The sequence below is a fragment of the Enterobacter sp. BNK-14 genome (assembly GCF_047456095.1).
Taxonomy (GTDB): domain Bacteria; phylum Pseudomonadota; class Gammaproteobacteria; order Enterobacterales; family Enterobacteriaceae; genus Enterobacter; species Enterobacter kobei.
Genome location: NZ_CP179897.1, coordinates 1,689,020 through 1,709,161, shown reverse-complemented (window position 1 = coordinate 1,709,161; position 20,142 = coordinate 1,689,020). Strand labels below are relative to the sequence as shown.

The window sequence follows — 20,142 nt, the reverse complement described above, 5'->3', positions numbered from 1 at the left end:
TGGGCTTTCAGGATTTCATCAGATGAATGGGGTTATTACCGATTCTGGTTGGCTATCTGTGTCTGCATAATTCTCAGAAGCATTTATCAAGCTCAGCAGAAAGCCTTTTCATTCTGTTAAATAATGACTTCAGCTTACGTTTTCCGACACCGGTGTGGCAGAAATCGTTATGTACTTTTTCAGACCAGACTCCCGTTTAACACCTTTTGGATCGGAAACAAAAGGAAGCCGCAGGCAAGGTGAATCTGATACTTTCAGTGTCCAGATATTGTCCCCAATAAACGTGAAATCTACGCTATCGTCAGTGACCTGGAGATTCGCAAAACTCCCTGTCGAGTACTCATTTCCTATACGAACAATTTCTTTAAGTCCGTCATGAACGTCAATAAGGGCAATCGTCAGGGATTCCTCGAAAATAATGTCATCCGTAAGAAACAGGATGTAACGCTGCTCATTAACCTGGACCGCTGCTTCAAACACTTGCCCCGGTACAATAATGCCGGTGCTTTTACCATTTAGCACAACGTCAGATTGAGCCTGAGATACATCGGTAGCATCGCGAACCTTAACCAAAGATATTGAATTAACCTGTTGCATAATCAATTCCACAAACGTCCCATTTCCTATGCAGCAAGAGCGCCGCCGACGAAGCCACCGATGAGCACACAAACAGGCGCGCCTGGCCCACACATTAATCCGGCCATTGCGCCACCTGCAGCAGCACCAGCAATATCTGCACCGTTAATAGCTATCTGTCTGCCTGATTCAGAAACCTTATCATCAGCGGTATAAATTTCGTAAACAGAAATCGCGATTGAAAGAACAATCAGGCCCCTTCCAATGCGAGAGAGTTGCATCATTTTCATGTTTACTTGCGGGTTAGACTTGCCTGCGGATTCAACGATACTTGCATATATCTGATTTTTCTGTGTTTCCGAAAGGCTGTTAAAGTTTGCCTGAGGGCCGAATAAAGCTTTCGCTTTTTTCGCTACCAACTCATTAAGCGTTTTACCCTCACTTTTATATGTTCGGCCATTGCCCGTCCAAGTGAAGTGCTGCGCGATCTCACCATATCCATTATAAGATTTCTGGTTGTCTGGGCTTCTTGCGCCGCCTTTTCCCATGAGATCACACCTGCATTGGCCTTTGCCCTTAAGTCAGCGTATCGTCAGTGAATGCTCATCGAATGCTTGGCCACGTTTCGCAAGCTTTAATCCTTTGACAGGGTTATACGTTCACCGGCGACCACCTTTAACCGTGCCAGTGTGTAAGCACGGCCAGCTATCAGGAGAAACATACGTGACCACACTGACGCTACAGAAAGCCTTTGAGGTCTGCCAGGCCAATAAATCCAACTGGATGCAATGCAGGGATGAACTGAAGCAGGTCGAACAGGCATACTGATAACAGCTTGCCAGTAGCGGCCATAGCCTGCAAACGCTGCGCGAGATTATCGACGTGAAAAAGTGGGAAATTAATCAGGCTGCCGGGCGTTATATCCGTTCGCAGGAGGAGGTGCATCAGCATCCGCGACCGTTTAAATGATTTTATGCAGGTGTACGGCGCGGAGCTGGCCGCCCGTTCAGCGCTGCGCCATGCAGTACTCACTCGACTATCTAAGGGAGGCGCTACAGCTCTGGCTGGTCGCCGGTGAAAAAATTAATTATTCGGAGCAGGATAATGCCATTTTAACGGCCATCAGATTCAGGCCTGACGCGGCTTCGCGAGATGATAGTCGTGAAAAATTCACGCCAGCACAGAACCTGAATTACACCCGCCGCCGTGCAGAACTGGCCGTGCGGTAGTCCGCTTAAAAATCCCCGAAAATCCCGCCATTTTTACGTATAAAAGCCATGCATGCATAAGGTGCATGGTTTTGCATGGGTTTTACAGACACTGGATCCCCCGCCTGCACCAGCACTGGCGCGCCCTGAGGCCGGTCATGCACCTGCATTAAAAGCGCCCTCTTAAGCGGGCAGGCGTGGCGGGGAAAACATTGCGCGCATGGATAGAAATAATTAATTTTTAATCCCCCTCAATATCTAAGATTGAGGGGGCTATGCCTTTTAGTCGTTCTCTAAGCTCAATTCCTGAATTTTGATTTTAACGGGGCCCTTTTCCTTAAGGCGAGGGAATAACTCAGCGTTACTCGCGATGATAATTACTACAGACTGTTTATCACTGACATTCCATTTCGAAAAATTTATATTTTGCCGGTCTAGCCATGAAGCTATGTCTGGATTAGTGCCAACTTGATTAAATAGACGAGCAATTGCTCTTGAACCTGATGTTGATTCATCATCTGAATAATTCAAGACGTCTGAAAAATACTTTAATAAAGCGAGTGGTCTTTTAACATCAAGGTCTCTCATGTATATCAAATCACTTAGATCTCTTAATGCTATTTCTTTGGTGTTATCTGATAAGGTATCAAAAATGAGGCGAGGGAGCGGTCTGTCTATAGCGTCAATTTTATATGTTTCATAGAAATTAAAAATGAAATCTTTAGCAAAATCGAAATGCTCAGAATTTTTCTTCGAGAACTCTAGGATCTTCGAGTAGGAAGGGTGGTTTTCATTAGCGATTTTATTGAATTTATCTTGTGTGTCTACCTCACCTTTGAAACTTTCAATCAGCGATCTTGTTAATTCATTAGTTTCTGGGTTATTAACAACGTAATCTATTAGAGAATCATCAATGTCTGTAATGTAGGTATTCTCAATTGCATCGCATAAAGCACTACGATTATTTTGTATAAAGCATTCAATGAAATTATCTGAGAGATACTGTGTCATAACTGAGAAGAAGTCAGCCACAATAGGATTTACATCGCTAATTTTTAGCATTTTATTATTTGCTAATAATTCCAAAGAAGGAACCAAGTATTCATTCAAGGTCTCATTGGTTAACGCTTCAAATATGTGCGTGAAATTAGATATATACTTTAGGTAGCAACTGAAGAAGTAAGTTAAATCGTCTTCGACAGAGATATACTGCTTGTAGCTATCTATTGATGCAATATTTTTACTTGCAATCATGTGTGACATCCAATGTGCAAGACAATTGCTCTTCCAATCAATATTATAATTTATAATTCGCGCGTAATGAGGGTTGAGATTGGCAGAATGCCATTGTGGAGTCAGCACCATCATCTCAAATAATAAAATATTTTGAGGTATGCTGACACTTGTAAAACTGTTAAAGATTGACTCCAATCCAGCCTGCAATCCTTCTTTCAAAACCAACTTGATTCCGTCGCTTTCAAATTCAATATGCTTACTTACATTTTTTTCAGTAAGGTTAAAGTCAACTCCACCTGCGAAGAGTGATTGTAGGCCACCAATGAAATCTTTTGATTCTAATTTAATCTGTTCAATCTCCAAACTCTCAAATGATAGGGGTTTATCTTTGAGGTTAAGTATGTAGAAAACAGTTTTGGGGGCACTTGATAGATCATTTAATACATTGTATCCGATTAATTGTGAAAGCAATTCTCCATGATGTAATGCTTGTTGTATTTCCGTATTGTTTTGACCAAGCTCGATCAACTTATCATCATCACAAGTAATATACTTAGCGATATCTTGTACTATTGTTTTTTGGATGTTGCTTAGATATAAACCATGAACATTAAATCCATCTTTTTTCAAAGAGTTTAATGAAGGCAAGAAATTTTCATTATCCAAAGTTGACGCACCTGATATGTCCATGGAATCTAATGCTTTTATAACCTCAGGCAGTATTTCTTTAATAATTTCGTTCTTTTCAGAAGTCATTTTTGAAAGCGTTATGAACCAATCAGTTGGATCTGTTGAGTCAATAACTCTTCTCCATGCTGATACAAAACCAAACATATTGGAAATTCGCGCTAGCTCCTCTGAGTTATACTGAGTTAGTGCGAGTTTAAGAGGTTCATCAATTAACTCTCCTTCAGCGAGTTGAGCGTTAGTTTGGAAATTTATGCATAGCAATTCATCAATCCATTTCTTACGGTCATTATTATAGATTCGTTGAAGTTTTCTAATGCTCTTTTTATACTTATCCCTTGTCTTTTCATCCAGATCGCTGCTTTCAAAATTATCAATTAAAAGGTATTCGAAAGGAAGGTCATTATGCTTCGTAGTTAAAATATAATATGCACATGTTATGTTTCTTACGTCATAAGGGGTTGATAGCGAAGTTATCTGTATGTCATTGATAAGTTTTTTTAAATATCTTGGGGTTATTGGTTGATAAGCCTTTGGAAGCCAGATTTCAATCAGTTCTGATGTGTCATGGTGCAAATTTTCGGATTCACTTGGAAAACTTTGCTGCCAAAAATGAGAAAAAACATTCCGCCATCCAGCTGATAATATTGGTGGGATTTGGAAACTAATAGGTATTCTCTTGGAAATAAACTCTCTTCCCTCATAAATATCTTGTGATAATGATTTTGCTACATGTTCTGATGAATAGGGTATTAATAGTTTTAGTCTTTTTTCAGATGAATTACTGATTAATTCAATGTCGCTCCATAGCTCTTTAACTTTTTCAGATGGAATTCTATCTAGATTGTCAATAATTAAGAGAAATTTTAATCCAGGTGGTATACATTCCTTAAATCCACTAATGGCATTATGCAACTCAATACTACCTACATCCTTTGAAACAAGCATTTTCTCTGAGATTATATCTACAGAATTTTTTTTAATAATATTCCCGAATTTTAAAGATCTATCCCAAAATGAACGAATGAAAAAAATTGCAGACAGAAGCAATGGTGATGTGAGGAATAAAATAAACAAACCCATGAGCCAATAGCTCATGCTTTCTGATGGTTTACCCCACTCAGTCTGAAGTGGCCGAATTGACTGTGTACATATAAAAAGAGAGAATAAAAAAAGTATAGCCCAAGTGCTTATTTCACTATCTTGAGTCTTCTTATAGGTAACATTGTTCCCAAGAGCGTTATCTTTAAACTCTCTCAGGTTTGGCTTAAGTGAATTAGGTATGTTGGGTTCTAAACCATCGTATATTTTTGTTATTAGAGCTTTTTTTGTTGAACCTTGCTGGTATAACTCTGCATCGAAATTAATAAAATGAAAATTACCATTGGGAAGATTTTTCTCAAGAAGTTTTATAACTGTGGATTTCCCTGAGCCTAATGGCCCGTTTATCCCAACGATATTTACGTCATCTCGCATAAGAGTATTAGCAATTTTTAACGAGATATTATTGTGACTGTTACCATCAATAATGTCTTCAGTAGAAGGTGACTCTGTGTGTAAAATAAATGACATTACCATTCTCCATAACTGTTTTTAATCTTAGTGACCCACCATGCCATAAGATCTCGCCTTTGATTCAGGTATGTACTTCTATTATAAGCCTTGCGCACCTCATTTTTGTCTGTGTGCGCTAGAGCTGATTCTATAACATCTCCATTAAATCCTTCTTCGTTTAAAGTGGTACTGGCGATAGAACGCAGACCGTGTGCAACTAACTTACCACCATATACTATACGCTTTAAAGCGGCATTAGCAGTCTGGCTATTCATCGGTTTTTTTGGATCGTTACTACTCGGGAAAACATGTTCTCGGTGACCACTAATGGATTTCATCACTTCAAGAATATCCAATGCCTGAGGAGACAAAGGAACAATGTGCTCACGTTTAGCCTTCATTCGTTCGGCAGGAATCGTCCAGAGCTTTGAACCTAAGTCAATCTCTGTCCATAGAGTACCAGAAGCCTCCGAAGGGCGAACGAGTGTCAGGAGTTGCCATTCAATCAGGCAGCGAGTCGAAACAGAGAGATTCTACATCATCAAAGAGCGCATTAGCTTCGGCAATTCTTCTGGCCGCAGTGTCGGCATATTTTGCTTCTTGGGTTTCTCAAAGGCCATACCTACACCTGATGCTGGGTTTGCATCAATCAGACCCGTGTTAAACGCATAAATCATTATTTCGTTAATACGCTGTACCAAGCGGCGAACAGTCTCCAGTGCCCCTCGCGCTTTGATTGGCTCAAGTGCTTCAACAATCGTTCTGGCCTTTATCTCCTGTACGGGTATCGCACCGATTGCCGGGAACACGTCTTTATCCAAAGAACGCCAAATATCCTTTGCATAATCCTCTGTGACACTTCTGCTTTTTATCTGGAACCAGTTCAGCCACATTTTGAAAAAATGCTGTCTAACTCAATCTGGCGTTGTTCTGACGCTTATTTCTGTTCCTGTTCTTGTTGTGGATCCATGCCTTGCGCGAGCGCGGTTAAGTGCTTGTCGCGTATCTGACGAGCCGCTGCGAATGTAAGGGCAGGGTATGAGCCGAGACTTAAATTGGTTCGGCTACCACTTACCGGACGTTGATAGCGGAAGCGCCAGAGTTTTTTACCGGTGGTTTTGACGAGCAAAAACAGGCCATCACCATCATGGAGGGTGAAGTCTTTTTCGCGAGGTTTAGCTTTCTGAATTTCGTTGTTAGTGAGGGGCGTGTGATGCGCGCCATGTCTGGCTCCCTTCCATAATTGGTACACGTTTAATGGACCTCAGTATAGCGTGTACCTAGACGTGTACCGAATTTTTCTGGGTTTAGCCGGATGCCCTCGGACAACTACAGACACAAAAAAGCCCGCAGGGCTTGCGCCGTGCGGGCTTTCAGGACTTCATCAGTCGACTCTGGTGATCGCTGATGGAGAATTTTGGTGGAGCTGGCGGGAGTTGAACCCGCGTCCGAAATTTCTACATCCTCGGTACTACATGCTTAGTTTGTCTTTACATTCGCACGCCAGCTGCGGACAGACACGCCACTAACGAACTAGCCTGATTAGTTTTAACGCTTCAACCCCAGGCAGGGCTTCCACGCGATCTCTTTTGGGTTTGACCTCTCTTTGATCCCCGTCTTAAGAGCGGAAGCTAGGGAGAGAGGGCTCAGAGCAGGTTATTAAGCTGCTAAAGCGTAGTTTTCGTCGTTTGCGACTATTTTTTTGCGGCTTTTAACGAGGCAAACCGCCCCTCGGCATGCACCTTGGGTTTCGCAAATCCCGTCGAATCCAGAATCAGCCCCAATAGTGTTGAACTGAGTATACCAGATTTCACTTCCTGGATACCAGCCCGGAACGCTAACTTATTGAATAGTACAATAAGTGTGCAGAATCAACGTCCTGCGTTTTTCATGATGCGCGCTTTATCAAGCTGCCACTCGCGCTCTTTCAGGTCAGTACGTTTGTCATGCTGCTTTTTACCCTTCGCGACGCCAACCTTCACCTTGCACCAGGCGTTTTTCCAGTACAGCGACAGGGCGACCACGGTGAAACCTTCGCGGTTGATGCGTCCGTAGAGAGATTCCAGCTCACGCTTGTTTAGCAGCAGCTTACGGGTGCGCGTTGGGTCACACACATAGTGTGACGAGGCGACGGTCAGCGGCGTAAAGTTCGCACCGAACAGGAAAGCTTCGCCATCTTTCAGGATCACGTAGCTGTCGCCGATATTGGCTTTCCCGGCGCGCAGCGATTTTACTTCCCAGCCCTGCAACGCAAGGCCAGCTTCGAATTCTTCTTCAATGAAATACTCGTGGCGCGCACGCTTGTTGAGCGCAATGGTCGCCGAGCCTGGTTTATGTGCTTTTTTCTTCGTCATAAGTGTCGTAAAGCCGTCGGTAATCTGATTTCAAAAAGTCACCTCATTGCGTCCTGTGAGGTCTAACGCGCTATCTTAGCACGAGATGAGGCTTAGCGTTTTTTTAACAGGTGATAAATGTTATTATTTGTCCGTTGTGTGACCATGGAAAATGCTATGCCTCAGATTAGCCGTACTGCGCTTGTGCCTTACAGCGCGGAACAGATGTATCAGTTAGTGAACGATGTTCAGTCTTATCCAGAATTTATTCCGGGGTGTACCGGAAGCCGCGTTCTGGAGTCTGGCCCGACGCAGATGACCGCGGCGGTGGATGTCTCCAAAGCGGGGATCAGCAAGACGTTCACCACCCGCAATACGCTGACCAGCAATCAGAGTATTTTGATGCATCTGGTCGATGGTCCGTTTAAAACGCTGATGGGGGGCTGGAAGTTTACCCCACTGAGCGCGGACGCCTGCCGTATTGAGTTCCATCTGGACTTTGAGTTTACCAATAAGCTGATTGAGCTGGCGTTTGGCCGCATCTTTAAAGAGCTGGCCTCGAATATGGTTCAGGCATTCACGACCCGCGCCAAAGAGGTTTACAGTGTCGCATAAGATTGCTGTGGAAGTGGTGTACGCGCTGCCAGAGAAACAGTATTTGCAGCGCGTGACGCTGGACGAGGGCGCGACCGTAGAAGCGGCTATCCGCGCGTCCGGCATCCTCGAGCTTCGCAGTGATATCGACCTGGCGAAAAATAAGGTCGGTATTTACAGCCGTCCGGTGAAGCTGGGTGATGTGCTGAAAGAGGGCGATCGGGTGGAGATTTATCGTCCGCTGATTGCCGACCCGAAAGAGCTGCGTCGCCAGCGTGCCGAGAAGGCGAGTAAGTAGTGCTTACAACCCCTCACCCTAACCCTCTCCCCAGAGGGGCGAGGGGATCAACAGAAAACAAAAAAGGTGCTCATTGAGCACCTTTTTGCATTTCTGACGCCTGATTATTTGGTCAGGGCAGGTTTGTTGTCTATGTTGGTCAACACACCGGCGCTGCTGAAAGTCAGCGTCAGGGTCTGCTGGGTCACATCTTCATGGCCTGGCTGCTGACGGAATACATAGAACCAGGTGTTAGTGCCGAACGGATCGGACATCATCGGGGTTCCCAGTGCATAAGCGACCTGCTGTTGTGTCATCCCCACACGGATTTTGGACACATCGTTAGGGGTAAGGTAGTTCCCCTGGTTGATGTCAGGACGGTAAACCACTTTCTCCAGAGTGGAACAGCCTGCGGTCAACATCAGAAGAACCGCTGCGGCAGCGGTCAGCATTTTACAACGCATAGTGATTTGATTCCTTTTCGGGCCCGAGCAGAACGCGGCTCATATGTAATATGCCGATGATAATAGACCTTGCCCCACTTTGAAACCGGTCTGGCGGCGTTTTTGTTGTTCTCTATGACCCTGAGATCCCGAAAAAGTTTATGCCGCCAGCAGTTCTTTCGCGTTCGCGAGCGTATTACGCGTGACTTCACTACCGCCGAGCAGGCGTGCCAGCTCCTGCAGACGTGCACGTTTATCGAGCGGCATCATGTGCGTTTCCGTCATTTCGCCATCGGTTTCTTTGCTGACAATAAAGTGATGATGACCACAGCCCGCAACCTGCGGCAGGTGAGTGACGCACATCACCTGCGTTGATTCGCCTAACTGACGCAGCAGTTTGCCGACAACCGCCGCCGTTGGACCGCTGATCCCGACATCCACCTCATCGAAAATCAGCGCCGGGGTTTCCATTTTACGCGCGGTAATAACCTGAATCGCCAGCGCAATACGCGACAGCTCGCCGCCGGAGGCGACTTTGGAGATAGCCTGAAGCGGTTGGCCCGGGTTGGTGGTGACACGGAACTCAATGCGATCCGCACCTTCCGCCGTCAGGTGATTCTCTTCAAAGCGAACATCAATGGTGAATACACCGTGCGGCATTGCCAGCGTATGCATGCTGTCGGTGATGTGCTGGCTGAGTTCCTGAGCGTAATGCTGACGGATTTCATGCAGCTTTTGCGCTGTGGCCAGCGCCTGTTCATGATGCAGGTTCACCGCCAGAGAAAGGGTTTCCTGCGAGTCAGCCTGATCGTCAAGCTGCTGCTGCTCTTCCAGCAGAGCCTGATAGTAGCCCGGCAGCTCTTCCGGCGTAACATGGTGCTTACGCGCCAGGGCGATCTGACGGGAGATGCGCTGTTCCAGTTCAAACAGACGGTTCGGGTCGAGATCCAGACGCTCACAGTAGTGGCGCAGTTCGTCACTGGCTTCTGAGATTTGAATCGCGGCCTCTTCCAGCATATCCAGTACGCCAGAGAGTTTGCTGTCCATGCCAGCCAGCTCGGTGATCAGCTGACGAACGCTATAGAGCTGGCTCTGCAGGTTCGCGTCTTCGCCATCAGCGAGCATATTGAGCGCATTCTGGCTGGTTGAGAGCAGGTGGCCACTGTTGGCGAGGCGCTTGTACTCCTCGTCGATTTGCTCAAACTCACCCGCCTGCGGATTGAATTCGTTCAGCTCCTTAAGCTGGTACGCCAGCAGCTCCGCACGCGCGGCGCGCTCCTGGCTTTGCTGCTGATGCTGAGCCAGCTCCCGGCAGCTCTGATGCCACAGACGGTAGTGTTCTGCCATGAGCTGAGTAAGCGCGTACTCACCCGCATAGCCATCAAGCAATGCTTTCTGCTGTTCTGGTTTGACTAACTGCTGATGCGCGTGCTGACCGTGGATCTGAATAAGCAGCTGGCCGAGTTCGCGAAGCTGAGAGAGGGGGACCGCCGTGCCGTTGATAAAACCACGGGAACGGCCGTCGCTGCTGATCACGCGGCGAAGTAAACACTCACGCCCATCTTCAAGCTGGTTCTGTTCGAGCCAGCGCTGGGCGGCAGGCGTGTCTTTCAGGGAGAAACGGGCGCACAGGTCGGCGCGATTTGCGCCCCTGCGCACCATGTCTCCCTCGGCGCGGCCGCCAAGGCACAAGCCGAGGGCATCAATGGCAATGGATTTACCCGCACCGGTTTCCCCGGTGATCGCCGTCATGCCGCTGTGGAAATCGATCTCAAGCTCACGAACTATGGCAAAGTTGCTGATGGTCAGTTGTGCCAGCATAATTGTTTTCCTGTATGAAAAACCATGACTGTGTTTTCATACAGTATAAACTGGTTTTTTATACAGTAAAGTCCTGGATGTAAAATCAGAACAATTTTTTTGACCAGCCGAGCTTCGAGCTTAATGTGTTGAAATAGCTGTAATCTTTCGGGTGAATCAGGTTCAGGTGGTAATCGCATCGGCGAATGAGGACATCTTCACCTTCCTGGATCGGCAGCGCAATCTGGCTGTCGCAACTGATCTCCAGGTCGTTACGGCGGTGCGAGAAGCGCAGACGTATCGTGCTGTCACCGTTGATGACCAACGGGCGGGCGGAGAGCGTGTGCGGGAACATCGGCACCAGGGTAATGGCATCCAGCGAGGGCGTCAGAATGGGGCCACCCGCAGAAAGTGAGTAGGCGGTTGAGCCGGTTGGAGTGGAGATAATCAGCCCGTCAGAGCGCTGCGAGAAGGCAAAGATTTCGTCGATATAGACTTCGAACTCAATCATATGCGCCACTTTACCGGGGTGAAGTACGACCTCGTTAATCGCGGTGCTGATGCGCTTCTGGCAGTCCTGCTGGCACACCTGCGCTTCCAGTAAGAAGCGCTTTTCGCTGATATAGTGACCTTCCAGCACGTCAGCCAGTTGCTGTTGCGCGTTGTCCGGATCGAGATCGGTTAAAAAGCCGAGATTGCCTCGGTTGATGCCGATAACCTTGATATCATAGCGCGCCAGCGTGCGTGCGGCACCGAGCATGTTTCCGTCACCGCCCACCACCACGGCGAGATCGGCCTGTTGACCAATTTCCGCCAGCGTGCCGGTTTTGACGCTCTTGAGCTGCAGCTCCTGCGCAATCTGCTGCTCGACCATCACTTCATAGCCTTTGCTACACAACCAGCGATACAACATTTCATGTGTCGTCAATGCGGTAGGGTGACGCGGATGCCCGACGATCCCAATACACCTGAAATGATTATTCATTTTCTGGAGGTCCTTGTGCCTGATGAATGATGACAATCTCTCTTGTTCCCTTGAATCCAGGAAACTGATCCCCATAATAAGCGAAGTTAGCGAGATGAATGCAGAAAAACGCGGAGAAATTCATGAGTAGTAAAGAACAGAAAACGCCTGAGGGGCAAGCCCCTGAAGAAATTATCACGGAACAGCACGATGAAGTTGAGGCAGTAGAGCCAGACGCATCTGCTGAGCAGGTGGACCCGCGCGATGAAAAAATTGCGAATCTGGAAGCCCAACTGGTAGAAGCACAGAATCGCGAACGCGAAAGTGTTCTGCGCATTAAGGCGGAAATGGAAAACCTGCGTCGTCGTACCGAGCAGGACGTTGAGAAGGCGCATAAATTCGCGCTGGAGAAATTCGTCAACGAACTGCTGCCGGTGATTGATAGCCTCGATCGCGCCCTGGAAGTGGCTGATAAAGCGAACCCGGACAATGCGGCGATGATCGAAGGTATCGAACTGACGCTGAAATCCATGCTCGACGTGGTGCGTAAGTTTGGCGTGGAAGTGATTGCCGATACCAACGTTCCGCTGGATCCAAACGTCCACCAGGCGATTGCGATGGTCGAATCTGAAGAGATTGAAGCCGGTAAAGTGCTGGGCGTGATGCAGAAAGGGTATACCCTGAACGGCCGTACCATTCGCGCTGCGATGGTGACCGTGGCGAAAGCGAAAGCGTAATTTGCTACCTGTAGTGCCGGGTGGCGGCGTTCGCCTTACCCGGCCTACATTTTATTCGGCAATACTTTCCCGAAGCGGCGTGACGGGCAGAACCTTCACCTGCTTAATCATATTGTCCTGCACGTCCAGGATATCAATATCGTACTGCTCAATGCGCACCCGCGTGCCTGCCGCCGGGATCTCCTCCAGCGCTTCCAGAATCATCCCGTTAATCGTACGCGCTTCATCTTCCGGCAAATGCCAGTTAAAGGCTTTATTGAGTTCGCGAATGTTCGCGCTCCCGTCAATCAGCACTGAACCGTCGTTTTGCGGGGTGACCTCTTCCGCGAGAGAAGGCGACATTGACGTAGTAAAGTCGCCGACTATCTCTTCCAGAATATCTTCGACCGTCACCAGTCCCTGAATGTCGCCGTATTCATTGACGACCAGGCCGACTTTTTTCTTGTTGCGCTGGAATTTAACCAGCTGCGTGCTGAGCGGCGTTCCTTCCGGCACATAGTAAATTTCGTCGGCGGCGCGCAGCATAACCTCTTTGGTGAACTCTTTTTTCTCGGTCATCAGACGATACGCTTCACGCACGCGCAGCATGCTGATGGCGTCATCCAGCGAGTCGCGATAGAGCACGATGCGCCCGTGCGGGGAGTGCGTCAGCTGGCGGACGATGGCTTTCCAGTCATCGTTGATGTCGATACCGACGATTTCGTTCCGCGGCACCATGATGTCGTTCACGCTCACTTTTTCCAGATCCAGCACCGACAGGAGCATGTCCTGATTGCGCCGGGAAATCTGCGTGCGGGATTCGTGCACGATGGTGCGCAGTTCCTCTTTGCTGAGCGCGCTGCTGATGGTGACATCGGCTTTGATGCCCACCATGCGCATCAGTACGCGCGTCACCATATTCAGCAACCAGACCAGCGGCATCATCAGGATTTGCAGTGGCGCCAGCAGGAAGCTGCTCGGGTAGGCGACTTTCTCCGGGTAAAGCGCGGCGATGGTCTTAGGCAGCACTTCAGCAAACACCAGTACCACAAACGTCAGCACACCGGTGGCGATAGCGACCCCGGCGTTGCCGTACAGGCGCATACCGACGATGGTGCCCAGAGCAGAGGCAAGAATATTGACGAGGTTGTTACCGATGAGCACCAGGCTTATCAGTTGATCCGGCTTGCGGAGCAGTTTTTCAACGCGACGTGCGGCACGGTTACCCTGTTTGGCACGATGACGTAACCGGTAGCGGTTTAGGGTCATCATGCCGGTTTCCGAGCCGGAGAAATAGGCGGAGATGACCACCATGACGATCAGGATAACGATCAGCGTGGTGGTAGAGATGTGTTCCAGGGGGAACTCCTTTGTTTCTTAGCCAGCAAATTGCTGTATGAAGCGGCTGCCAAAATAGGCAAGGGTGAGAATGCCCGCCCCCGCGACGTTGAACCAGACCACGCGGCGACCGCGCCAGCCTTCATGATAATGGCCCCATAACAGGACAATATAGACAAACCACGCGATGATGGAGAGCACCGCTTTATCGATATTCTCCACGCTGAACAGGTTCTTCATGTAGAACAGGCCTGTGCAGAGCGTGAGCGTCAGCAGCACCACCCCGACCTGGGTGATGTGGAACATCTTACGCTCAATGACCATCAGCGGCGGCATTTCATGGTTAAACGCCAGCTTTTTGTTTTTCAACTGGTAGTCAATCCAGGCGAGCTGCATGGCGTAAAGCGCCGCGATGATTAACGTCGCGTAGGCAAACAGCGACAGGCCGATATGCACCAGCATCCCCGGGGTCGCTTCCAGATGCGTAATGAATTCATTGGGCATAAAGGTGGCTAAGGCCAGATTGATCAGCGCGAAGGTATAAACAATCGGTAGCAGCAGCCAGCCGCGATTTTTAGACGCCACGATGGTCATTACCGTACAGATCATCAAACTGACCAGCGAGCCGACGTTGAGGACGCTCAGGTTTTGCACGCTGCCGTCGCCGGGGATGATACGTGATTCCAGCGCAAACGCGTGGCTTATCAGTGCGATCACCGCGGAAAGAATAGCCATGCGCCGCCAGCCGCTGTTTTTTTGCAGCAGTCCGGGAACGATCAGCGCGAGGCTGACAGAGTAGGCAACAAGGGCGATCAGTGCGAAAACAGGCATATAGGCATCGACAGTTGTCTTAATAAGAAAGAGAAGCAGTATAACGTTACGTGACGCCTGCTCCAACCGTTGCATAACAACAAAGACGCCTTCATGTTATACTCCAGCAAAATTCTGTGTATGTGTCGCTCAATGCGGCCCAACGTTTCTACTCAGGCGAGAGACAATGTTTGATAATTTAACCGATCGTTTGTCGCGCACGCTGCGCAACATCAGCGGCCGCGGACGCCTTACTGAAGAGAACATCAAGGAAACGCTGCGCGAAGTGCGCATGGCGCTGCTGGAAGCAGACGTCGCGTTGCCGGTTGTTCGTGATTTTATCAACCGCGTTAAAGAGAAGGCGGTTGGTCATGAAGTTAACAAGAGCCTGACCCCGGGTCAGGAGTTCGTCAAAATCGTTCGTAACGAACTGGTTTCGGCGATGGGCGAAGAGAACCAGGTGCTTAACCTGGCGGCTCAGCCACCGGCCGTGGTGCTGATGGCGGGCCTGCAGGGGGCGGGTAAAACGACCAGCGTCGGTAAGCTGGGTAAATTCCTGCGTGAGAAGCACAAGAAAAAAGTGCTGGTGGTCTCTGCGGACGTCTATCGCCCGGCGGCGATCAAACAGCTGGAAACCCTGGCCGAGCAGGTTGGTGTGGATTTCTTCCCGTCAGACGTGGCCCAGAAGCCTGTCGACATCGTTAACGCCGCGCTGAAAGAGGCGAAGCTGAAATTCTACGACGTGCTGCTGGTGGATACCGCCGGTCGTCTGCACGTTGACGAAGCGATGATGGATGAGATCAAGCAGGTGCATGCCTCTATCAACCCGGTAGAGACCCTGTTTGTTGTCGACGCCATGACCGGTCAGGATGCGGCGAATACCGCGAAAGCGTTTAACGAAGCGCTGCCGTTAACCGGCGTGGTGCTGACCAAAGTGGACGGCGACGCCCGCGGCGGTGCGGCGCTCTCGATTCGCCACATCACCGGTAAGCCGATTAAATTCCTTGGCGTGGGCGAGAAAACCGAAGCGCTGGAGCCGTTCCACCCGGATCGTATTGCCTCCCGTATCCTCGGCATGGGCGACGTGCTGTCGCTGATTGAAGATATCGAGAGCAAGGTTGACCGTGCGCAGGCGGAAAAACTCGCCAGCAAGCTGAAAAAAGGCGACGGTTTCGATCTGACCGACTTCCTTGAGCAGTTGCGCCAGATGAAAAACATGGGCGGCATGGCCAGCCTGATGGGCAAACTGCCGGGCATGGGGCAGATCCCAGACAACGTGAAAGCGCAGATGGATGACAAAGTGCTGGTGCGTATGGAGGCGATCATCAACTCGATGACGTTGAAAGAACGCGCTAACCCGGACATCATCAAAGGTTCCCGCAAACGCCGTATCGCAGCCGGTTGCGGCATGCAGGTGCAGGACGTTAACCGCCTTCTGAAACAGTTCGACGACATGCAGCGCATGATGAAGAAAATGAAGAAAGGCGGCATGGCGAAGATGATGCGCGGGATGAAAGGCATGATGCCACCCGGCTTTCCTGGGCGATAATCGCTTTTGAGATTGCTTTTTGCCCGAAAATGAGTAAAATTTTCGGGCTTTTAATATGACACCCGGGCTCCGTTCCTCGATGGGGCCCGGTTGTTTTATTCACACAAGAGGATGTTATGGTAACTATTCGTTTAGCTCGTCACGGCGCTAAAAAGCGTCCGTTCTACCAGGTTGTTGTCACTGACAGCCGTAATGCACGCAACGGTCGCTTCATCGAGCGCGTTGGTTTCTTCAACCCACTGGCCGCTGGCGCAGAAGAAGAAACTCGTCTGGATCTGGATCGTATCGCTCACTGGGTTGGCCAGGGCGCTACTGTTTCCGATCGCGTTGCTACGCTGATCAAAGCAGCAAACAAAGCAGCTTAATCTGTCACGGTGGTCATGATGAGCAATAAAGCACCTGTTGAACCGATCGTATTGGGAAAAATGGGTTCTTGCTACGGTATCCGTGGTTGGCTCAGAGTGTTTTCCTCCACTGAAGACGCTGATAGCATTTTTGATTACCAGCCCTGGTTTATCCAGAAAGCCGGTAAGTGGGAAGAGGTCGAGCTGGAAAGCTGGCGTCACCACAATCAGGACATCATCATCAAGCTGAAAGGCATTGACGATCGTGATGCCGCGAATGCGCTGACTAATTGTGAAATTGTCGTGGATTCGTCGCAGTTGCCGCAGCTGGAAGAGGGCGACTACTACTGGAAAGACCTTATGGGTTGCCAGGTAGTCACTACCGAAGGCTACAGCCTGGGAAAAGTCATCGATATGATGGAAACCGGGTCAAATGACGTTCTCGTCATTAAGGCAAACCTGAAAGATGCATTTGGCATCAAGGAGCGGTTGGTCCCGTTCCTCGATGGACAGGTTATCAAGAAAGTCGATCTCACTACTCAAACCATTGAAGTAGATTGGGATCCTGGTTTTTAAATTCTCCGGATAAACGGTAAAAGACGGCGCTATGTGGATTGGCATAATTAGCCTGTTTCCTGAAATGTTCCGCGCGATTACCGATTACGGGGTAACTGGCCGGGCAGTAAAGAATGGCCTGCTGAGCATCCAGAGCTGGAGTCCTCGTGACTTCACGCATGACCGGCACCGTACCGTGGACGATCGTCCTTACGGCGGCGGACCGGGGATGTTGATGATGGTACAACCCTTGCGGGATGCCATTCACACAGCAAAAGCCGCGGCAGGTGAAGGCGCAAAGGTGATTTATCTGTCACCTCAGGGACGCAAGCTTGATCAAGCGGGCGTGAGCGAACTGGCGACGAATCAAAAGCTGATTCTGGTCTGTGGTCGCTACGAAGGGATAGATGAGCGCGTAATTCAAACCGAGATTGACGAAGAATGGTCTATCGGCGATTACGTTCTCAGCGGTGGTGAGTTACCAGCGATGACGCTGATTGACTCCGTTGCCCGGTTCATTCCGGGTGTACTGGGCCATGAAGCTTCGGCAACGGAAGATTCCTTTGCCGATGGGTTGCTGGACTGCCCACACTATACTCGTCCTGAAGTGTTAGAAGGGATGGAAGTCCCGGCGGTGTTACTGTCTGGAAACCATGCCGAGATACGTCGCTGGCGTTTGAAGCAGTCGCTGGGCCGAACCTGGCTTAGAAGACCTGAACTTCTGGAAAACCTGGCTCTGACTGAAGAGCAAGCAAAGTTGCTGGCCGAGTTCAAAACTGAACACGCGAACCAGCAGCATGAACATGATGGGAAGGCGTAATACGCTCCCGAATATCAGTTTACCCAGGATAAGAGATTAAATTATGAGCAACATTATTAAGCAACTTGAACAAGAGCAGATGAAGCAGGACGTACCTTCCTTCCGTCCAGGTGACACCGTGGAAGTGAAAGTATGGGTTGTTGAAGGTTCCAAAAAACGTCTGCAGGCATTCGAGGGCGTGGTTATCGCTATTCGTAACCGCGGTCTGCACTCTGCATTCACTGTTCGTAAAATTTCCAACGGCGAAGGCGTTGAGCGTGTCTTCCAGACTCACTCTCCGGTAGTTGACAGCATTGCTGTTAAACGTCGTGGTGCTGTACGTAAAGCTAAACTGTACTACCTGCGTGAGCGTACTGGTAAGTCTGCTCGTATTAAAGAGCGTCTGAACTAAGATTCGCTTAAGCGACATCCTGTTAGAAAGGGCTGGCCAAAAGGCCGGCCCTTTTTTTATCGCATCGCACCTCTCGCATTAACCCTTTTGTCATAAATCATTTACAATGCTTGCCTCTTGAATGGAGGGAAAGTGGGCAACGTACTGCATCAGCACAACTGGAAACGCGCAGCGGCCTTGACCGCGCTGTTTGCGATCCTGCTGATCGTGGTAGCGCCGCTTATCTCCGTCTCCTTGCAGAAAGATCCCATGAGTGCCATGCCGGGCATGCATCATGACATGAGCATGATGTCGATGGACGCGCATCATGGCGATACGCCGCATACGATGCCTGTCGACCATGCGGAAGCGTGCGGTTACTGCGTGCTGTTAGCGCATGTACCTGGCATGATGCTGGCGCTGATCGTCCTGCTCTGCGTGGTGCTGCAACGGCTTCGCCTTAAGCCGCCGCGTCAGGCGGTCAGCTACTGGCACTTTTTCCCCTGGCTTTACCCCGATACCCGCGCGCCGCCGCGGCAGTCTGCTTTCTCCCTTTAAAAAAATATCGATAACTTTTTGCCTTAAAAAGGAAAAGTATGACTACCTGCACACCGCGCGCGGCATGGGGAAACCTGCTGCGTCGCCTCCATTTCTACATCGGGCTGTTTGTTGGCCCGTTTATCTTCTTCGCTGCGTTAACCGGTACGCTGTATGTGGCGACGCCACAGCTGGAAAATGTCCTCTATCGGCACGCGATCCACACCGATTCCGCGGGCGAGCCGCAGCCGCTGGCGAACCAAATTGCCGTGGCGGAAAAAATCGTGGGTTCAGATTTCCGTTTGCACGCCGTTCGTCCGGGGCTGGTTGAAGGCGAAACCACCCGCGTGATGTTTGCTGACCCGACGCTGGGGTCATCGGAAAACCGGGCTATCTTTGTCGATCCGGTAAATCTGGCGGTGCTGGGGGATATGACGGTGTACGGCACCAGCGGGATTTTACCGCTGCGCCAGACCATTGATTATTTGCATACCTCTTTGATGCTGGGTGATATCGGGCGTCTCTATAGCGAACTGGCCGCGTCGTGGATGTGGGTTGCCGCATTGGGCGGTATTGCCCTGTGGTTTTATACCCGACCGAAACGGCGAATTAACAACCGCTTCCAGAACCGTCGTCGTGTGCATGTGGTATTAGGCTGGATCCTGCTGGGCGGAATGCTGTTGTTCTCCGCAACCGGCCTGACGTGGTCGCAGTGGGCGGGCGGAAACGTCGATAAACTCCGGGCACAAATGAACTGGCTTACGCCTCAGGTGAACACCACGCTTTCAGGTGCGCCTGCCATGATGGACGAACACGCGGAGCATCGCGGTCACCATGCTGGCATGATGATGCCTGAAATGGCGATGGATCTGACGCAATTTGATGGCGTATTAAACGCGGCGCGTAAAGCGGGGATTGATGCCAGCAAGCTTGAGATCCGCCCGGCGAAAACGGCGGACCGTGCCTGGACCGTGACGGAAATCGATCGCAGCTGGCCAACTCAAGTGGATGCGGTTGCGGTTGATCCCGGTACGATGCAGGTTCTGGATAGAACCCGTTTTGAGGATTTCCCGCTAATGGCAAAACTGACCCGCTGGGGCGTAGATTTCCATATGGGGATTTTATTCGGGCTGGTGAATCAGCTGCTGCTCGTTGCCTTCGGGCTTGCCCTGTGCGTGCTTATCATCTGGGGGTACCGGATGTGGTGGATGCGTCGCCCGGCACAATCGGCAGTCAATCCGGTACAAACGCTTTGTCAGTGCTGGCTGGCGCTGTCAGGATGGGGAAGAGGTGTTACGCTCATCATCAGCGTGCTACTGGGGCTGGCTTTGCCTGTAATGGGGGTGAGTCTGGCGCTGTTTATTCTGATCGACTGGCTACGCTGGCGAGCGGCAACAGGCGTGTCGCTCGCCGAATCATCCGCTAAATAAC

At 49.8% G+C, this 20,142-nt stretch carries 19 protein-coding genes, 1 other RNA gene and 2 pseudogenes; 11 read left to right on the top strand and 11 right to left on the bottom strand.

From position 1 onward, the window contains the following. Positions 1–129: 129 nt before the first annotated feature. Both ACMGGM_RS08150 and ACMGGM_RS08145 read right to left on the bottom strand, forming a co-directional pair. Positions 130–597, bottom strand: a complete 468-nt coding sequence (locus ACMGGM_RS08150; protein WP_176260320.1) for a hypothetical protein — start codon at positions 595–597, stop codon at positions 130–132. A gap of 26 nt (positions 598–623) precedes the next feature. Next, the gene (locus ACMGGM_RS08145) at positions 624–1,124 is read right to left on the bottom strand and encodes a hypothetical protein (protein ID WP_176260321.1); all 501 of its coding nucleotides are present in this window, start codon (positions 1,122–1,124) and stop codon (positions 624–626) included. A gap of 175 nt (positions 1,125–1,299) precedes the next feature. Here ACMGGM_RS08145 and ACMGGM_RS08140 point away from each other — a divergent pair. Continuing rightward, positions 1,300–1,805 (top strand): annotated as a pseudogene (locus ACMGGM_RS08140) (phage polarity suppression protein). A 261-nt stretch (positions 1,806–2,066) separates the two neighbouring features. Here the strand turns inward: ACMGGM_RS08140 and ACMGGM_RS08135 are convergent. The 4 genes and pseudogenes from ACMGGM_RS08135 to smpB all read right to left on the bottom strand — a co-directional run bounded on the left by ACMGGM_RS08135 (position 2,067) and on the right by smpB (position 7,615). Then, positions 2,067–5,279, bottom strand: a complete 3,213-nt coding sequence (locus ACMGGM_RS08135; RefSeq protein WP_261660103.1) for a KAP family NTPase — start codon at positions 5,277–5,279, stop codon at positions 2,067–2,069. Further along, positions 5,279–6,485 (bottom strand): annotated as a pseudogene (locus ACMGGM_RS08130) (integrase domain-containing protein). Before ACMGGM_RS08130 ends, ACMGGM_RS08135 begins: the two are co-directional and overlap by 1 nt. A gap of 194 nt (positions 6,486–6,679) precedes the next feature. Next, positions 6,680–7,043, bottom strand: a transfer-messenger RNA (tmRNA) gene (gene ssrA / locus ACMGGM_RS08125). A gap of 89 nt (positions 7,044–7,132) precedes the next feature. After that, positions 7,133–7,615, bottom strand: a complete 483-nt coding sequence (gene smpB / locus ACMGGM_RS08120) for an SsrA-binding protein SmpB (protein WP_008502505.1) — start codon at positions 7,613–7,615, stop codon at positions 7,133–7,135. 156 nt (positions 7,616–7,771) lie between these two features. Here smpB and ACMGGM_RS08115 point away from each other — a divergent pair, with 156 nt between their 5' ends. Continuing rightward, entirely contained in the window at positions 7,772–8,209 is a 438-nt protein-coding gene (locus ACMGGM_RS08115) for a type II toxin-antitoxin system RatA family toxin (protein WP_014832955.1), read from the top strand. Then, complete coding sequence (locus tag ACMGGM_RS08110; protein WP_014884884.1) at positions 8,199–8,486, top strand: RnfH family protein; 288 nt, start codon at positions 8,199–8,201, stop codon at positions 8,484–8,486. The genes ACMGGM_RS08115 and ACMGGM_RS08110 overlap by 11 nt, the downstream gene beginning before the upstream one ends. A gap of 104 nt (positions 8,487–8,590) precedes the next feature. On the opposite strand, the gene bamE is transcribed toward ACMGGM_RS08110, so the two are convergent. From bamE to nadK, 3 genes are all read right to left on the bottom strand, one after another. Beyond that, on the bottom strand, positions 8,591–8,929 hold the full coding sequence (bamE, locus tag ACMGGM_RS08105) for an outer membrane protein assembly factor BamE (RefSeq protein ID WP_014884883.1): 339 nt from the start codon (positions 8,927–8,929) through the stop codon (positions 8,591–8,593). 138 nt (positions 8,930–9,067) lie between these two features. Beyond that, positions 9,068–10,729, bottom strand: coding sequence for a DNA repair protein RecN (gene recN, locus ACMGGM_RS08100; RefSeq protein ID WP_063614187.1), 1,662 nt, complete (start codon positions 10,727–10,729; stop codon positions 9,068–9,070). An 85-nt stretch (positions 10,730–10,814) separates the two neighbouring features. Next, a complete protein-coding gene (gene nadK / locus ACMGGM_RS08095; RefSeq protein ID WP_008502500.1) occupies positions 10,815–11,693 on the bottom strand; it encodes an NAD(+) kinase in 879 nt (292 codons plus the stop codon). Between the two features lie 122 nt (positions 11,694–11,815). Here nadK and grpE point away from each other — a divergent pair, with 122 nt between their 5' ends. Beyond that, the gene (grpE, locus tag ACMGGM_RS08090) at positions 11,816–12,409 is read left to right on the top strand and encodes a nucleotide exchange factor GrpE (protein WP_014884881.1); all 594 of its coding nucleotides are present in this window, start codon (positions 11,816–11,818) and stop codon (positions 12,407–12,409) included. 51 nt (positions 12,410–12,460) lie between these two features. Here the strand turns inward: grpE and ACMGGM_RS08085 are convergent, their stop codons facing one another. Together ACMGGM_RS08085 and ACMGGM_RS08080 are read right to left on the bottom strand one after the other, a co-directional pair. Further along, positions 12,461–13,747 carry an HlyC/CorC family transporter gene (locus ACMGGM_RS08085; RefSeq protein ID WP_032629440.1) on the bottom strand — a complete coding sequence of 429 codons (1,287 nt, stop codon included), beginning with the start codon at positions 13,745–13,747 and terminating at the stop codon, positions 12,461–12,463. Between the two features lie 18 nt (positions 13,748–13,765). Continuing rightward, positions 13,766–14,557, bottom strand: a complete 792-nt coding sequence (locus ACMGGM_RS08080; protein ID WP_014884879.1) for an inner membrane protein YpjD — start codon at positions 14,555–14,557, stop codon at positions 13,766–13,768. A gap of 166 nt (positions 14,558–14,723) precedes the next feature. Here ACMGGM_RS08080 and ffh point away from each other — a divergent pair, with 166 nt between their 5' ends. The 7 genes from ffh to ACMGGM_RS08045 all read left to right on the top strand — a co-directional run bounded on the left by ffh (position 14,724) and on the right by ACMGGM_RS08045 (position 20,141). Next, complete coding sequence (ffh, locus tag ACMGGM_RS08075) at positions 14,724–16,085, top strand: signal recognition particle protein (protein ID WP_014884878.1); 1,362 nt, start codon at positions 14,724–14,726, stop codon at positions 16,083–16,085. 116 nt (positions 16,086–16,201) lie between these two features. Next, positions 16,202–16,450 (top strand): 30S ribosomal protein S16, encoded by a 249-nt coding sequence (rpsP, locus tag ACMGGM_RS08070; protein WP_003863133.1) that lies wholly within the window; start codon positions 16,202–16,204, stop codon positions 16,448–16,450. A 15-nt stretch (positions 16,451–16,465) separates the two neighbouring features. Continuing rightward, positions 16,466–17,005, top strand: coding sequence for a ribosome maturation factor RimM (gene rimM, locus ACMGGM_RS08065; protein WP_003863136.1), 540 nt, complete (start codon positions 16,466–16,468; stop codon positions 17,003–17,005). A gap of 31 nt (positions 17,006–17,036) precedes the next feature. Continuing rightward, the gene (gene trmD / locus ACMGGM_RS08060; RefSeq protein WP_014884877.1) at positions 17,037–17,804 is read left to right on the top strand and encodes a tRNA (guanosine(37)-N1)-methyltransferase TrmD; all 768 of its coding nucleotides are present in this window, start codon (positions 17,037–17,039) and stop codon (positions 17,802–17,804) included. 43 nt (positions 17,805–17,847) lie between these two features. Beyond that, the gene (gene rplS, locus ACMGGM_RS08055) at positions 17,848–18,195 is read left to right on the top strand and encodes a 50S ribosomal protein L19 (protein WP_002914145.1); all 348 of its coding nucleotides are present in this window, start codon (positions 17,848–17,850) and stop codon (positions 18,193–18,195) included. 132 nt (positions 18,196–18,327) lie between these two features. Beyond that, positions 18,328–18,732 (top strand): DUF2946 domain-containing protein, encoded by a 405-nt coding sequence (locus ACMGGM_RS08050; protein WP_176261220.1) that lies wholly within the window; start codon positions 18,328–18,330, stop codon positions 18,730–18,732. A gap of 38 nt (positions 18,733–18,770) precedes the next feature. Next, complete coding sequence (locus tag ACMGGM_RS08045; protein ID WP_176261219.1) at positions 18,771–20,141, top strand: PepSY-associated TM helix domain-containing protein; 1,371 nt, start codon at positions 18,771–18,773, stop codon at positions 20,139–20,141. Position 20,142: the final 1 nt, after the last annotated feature.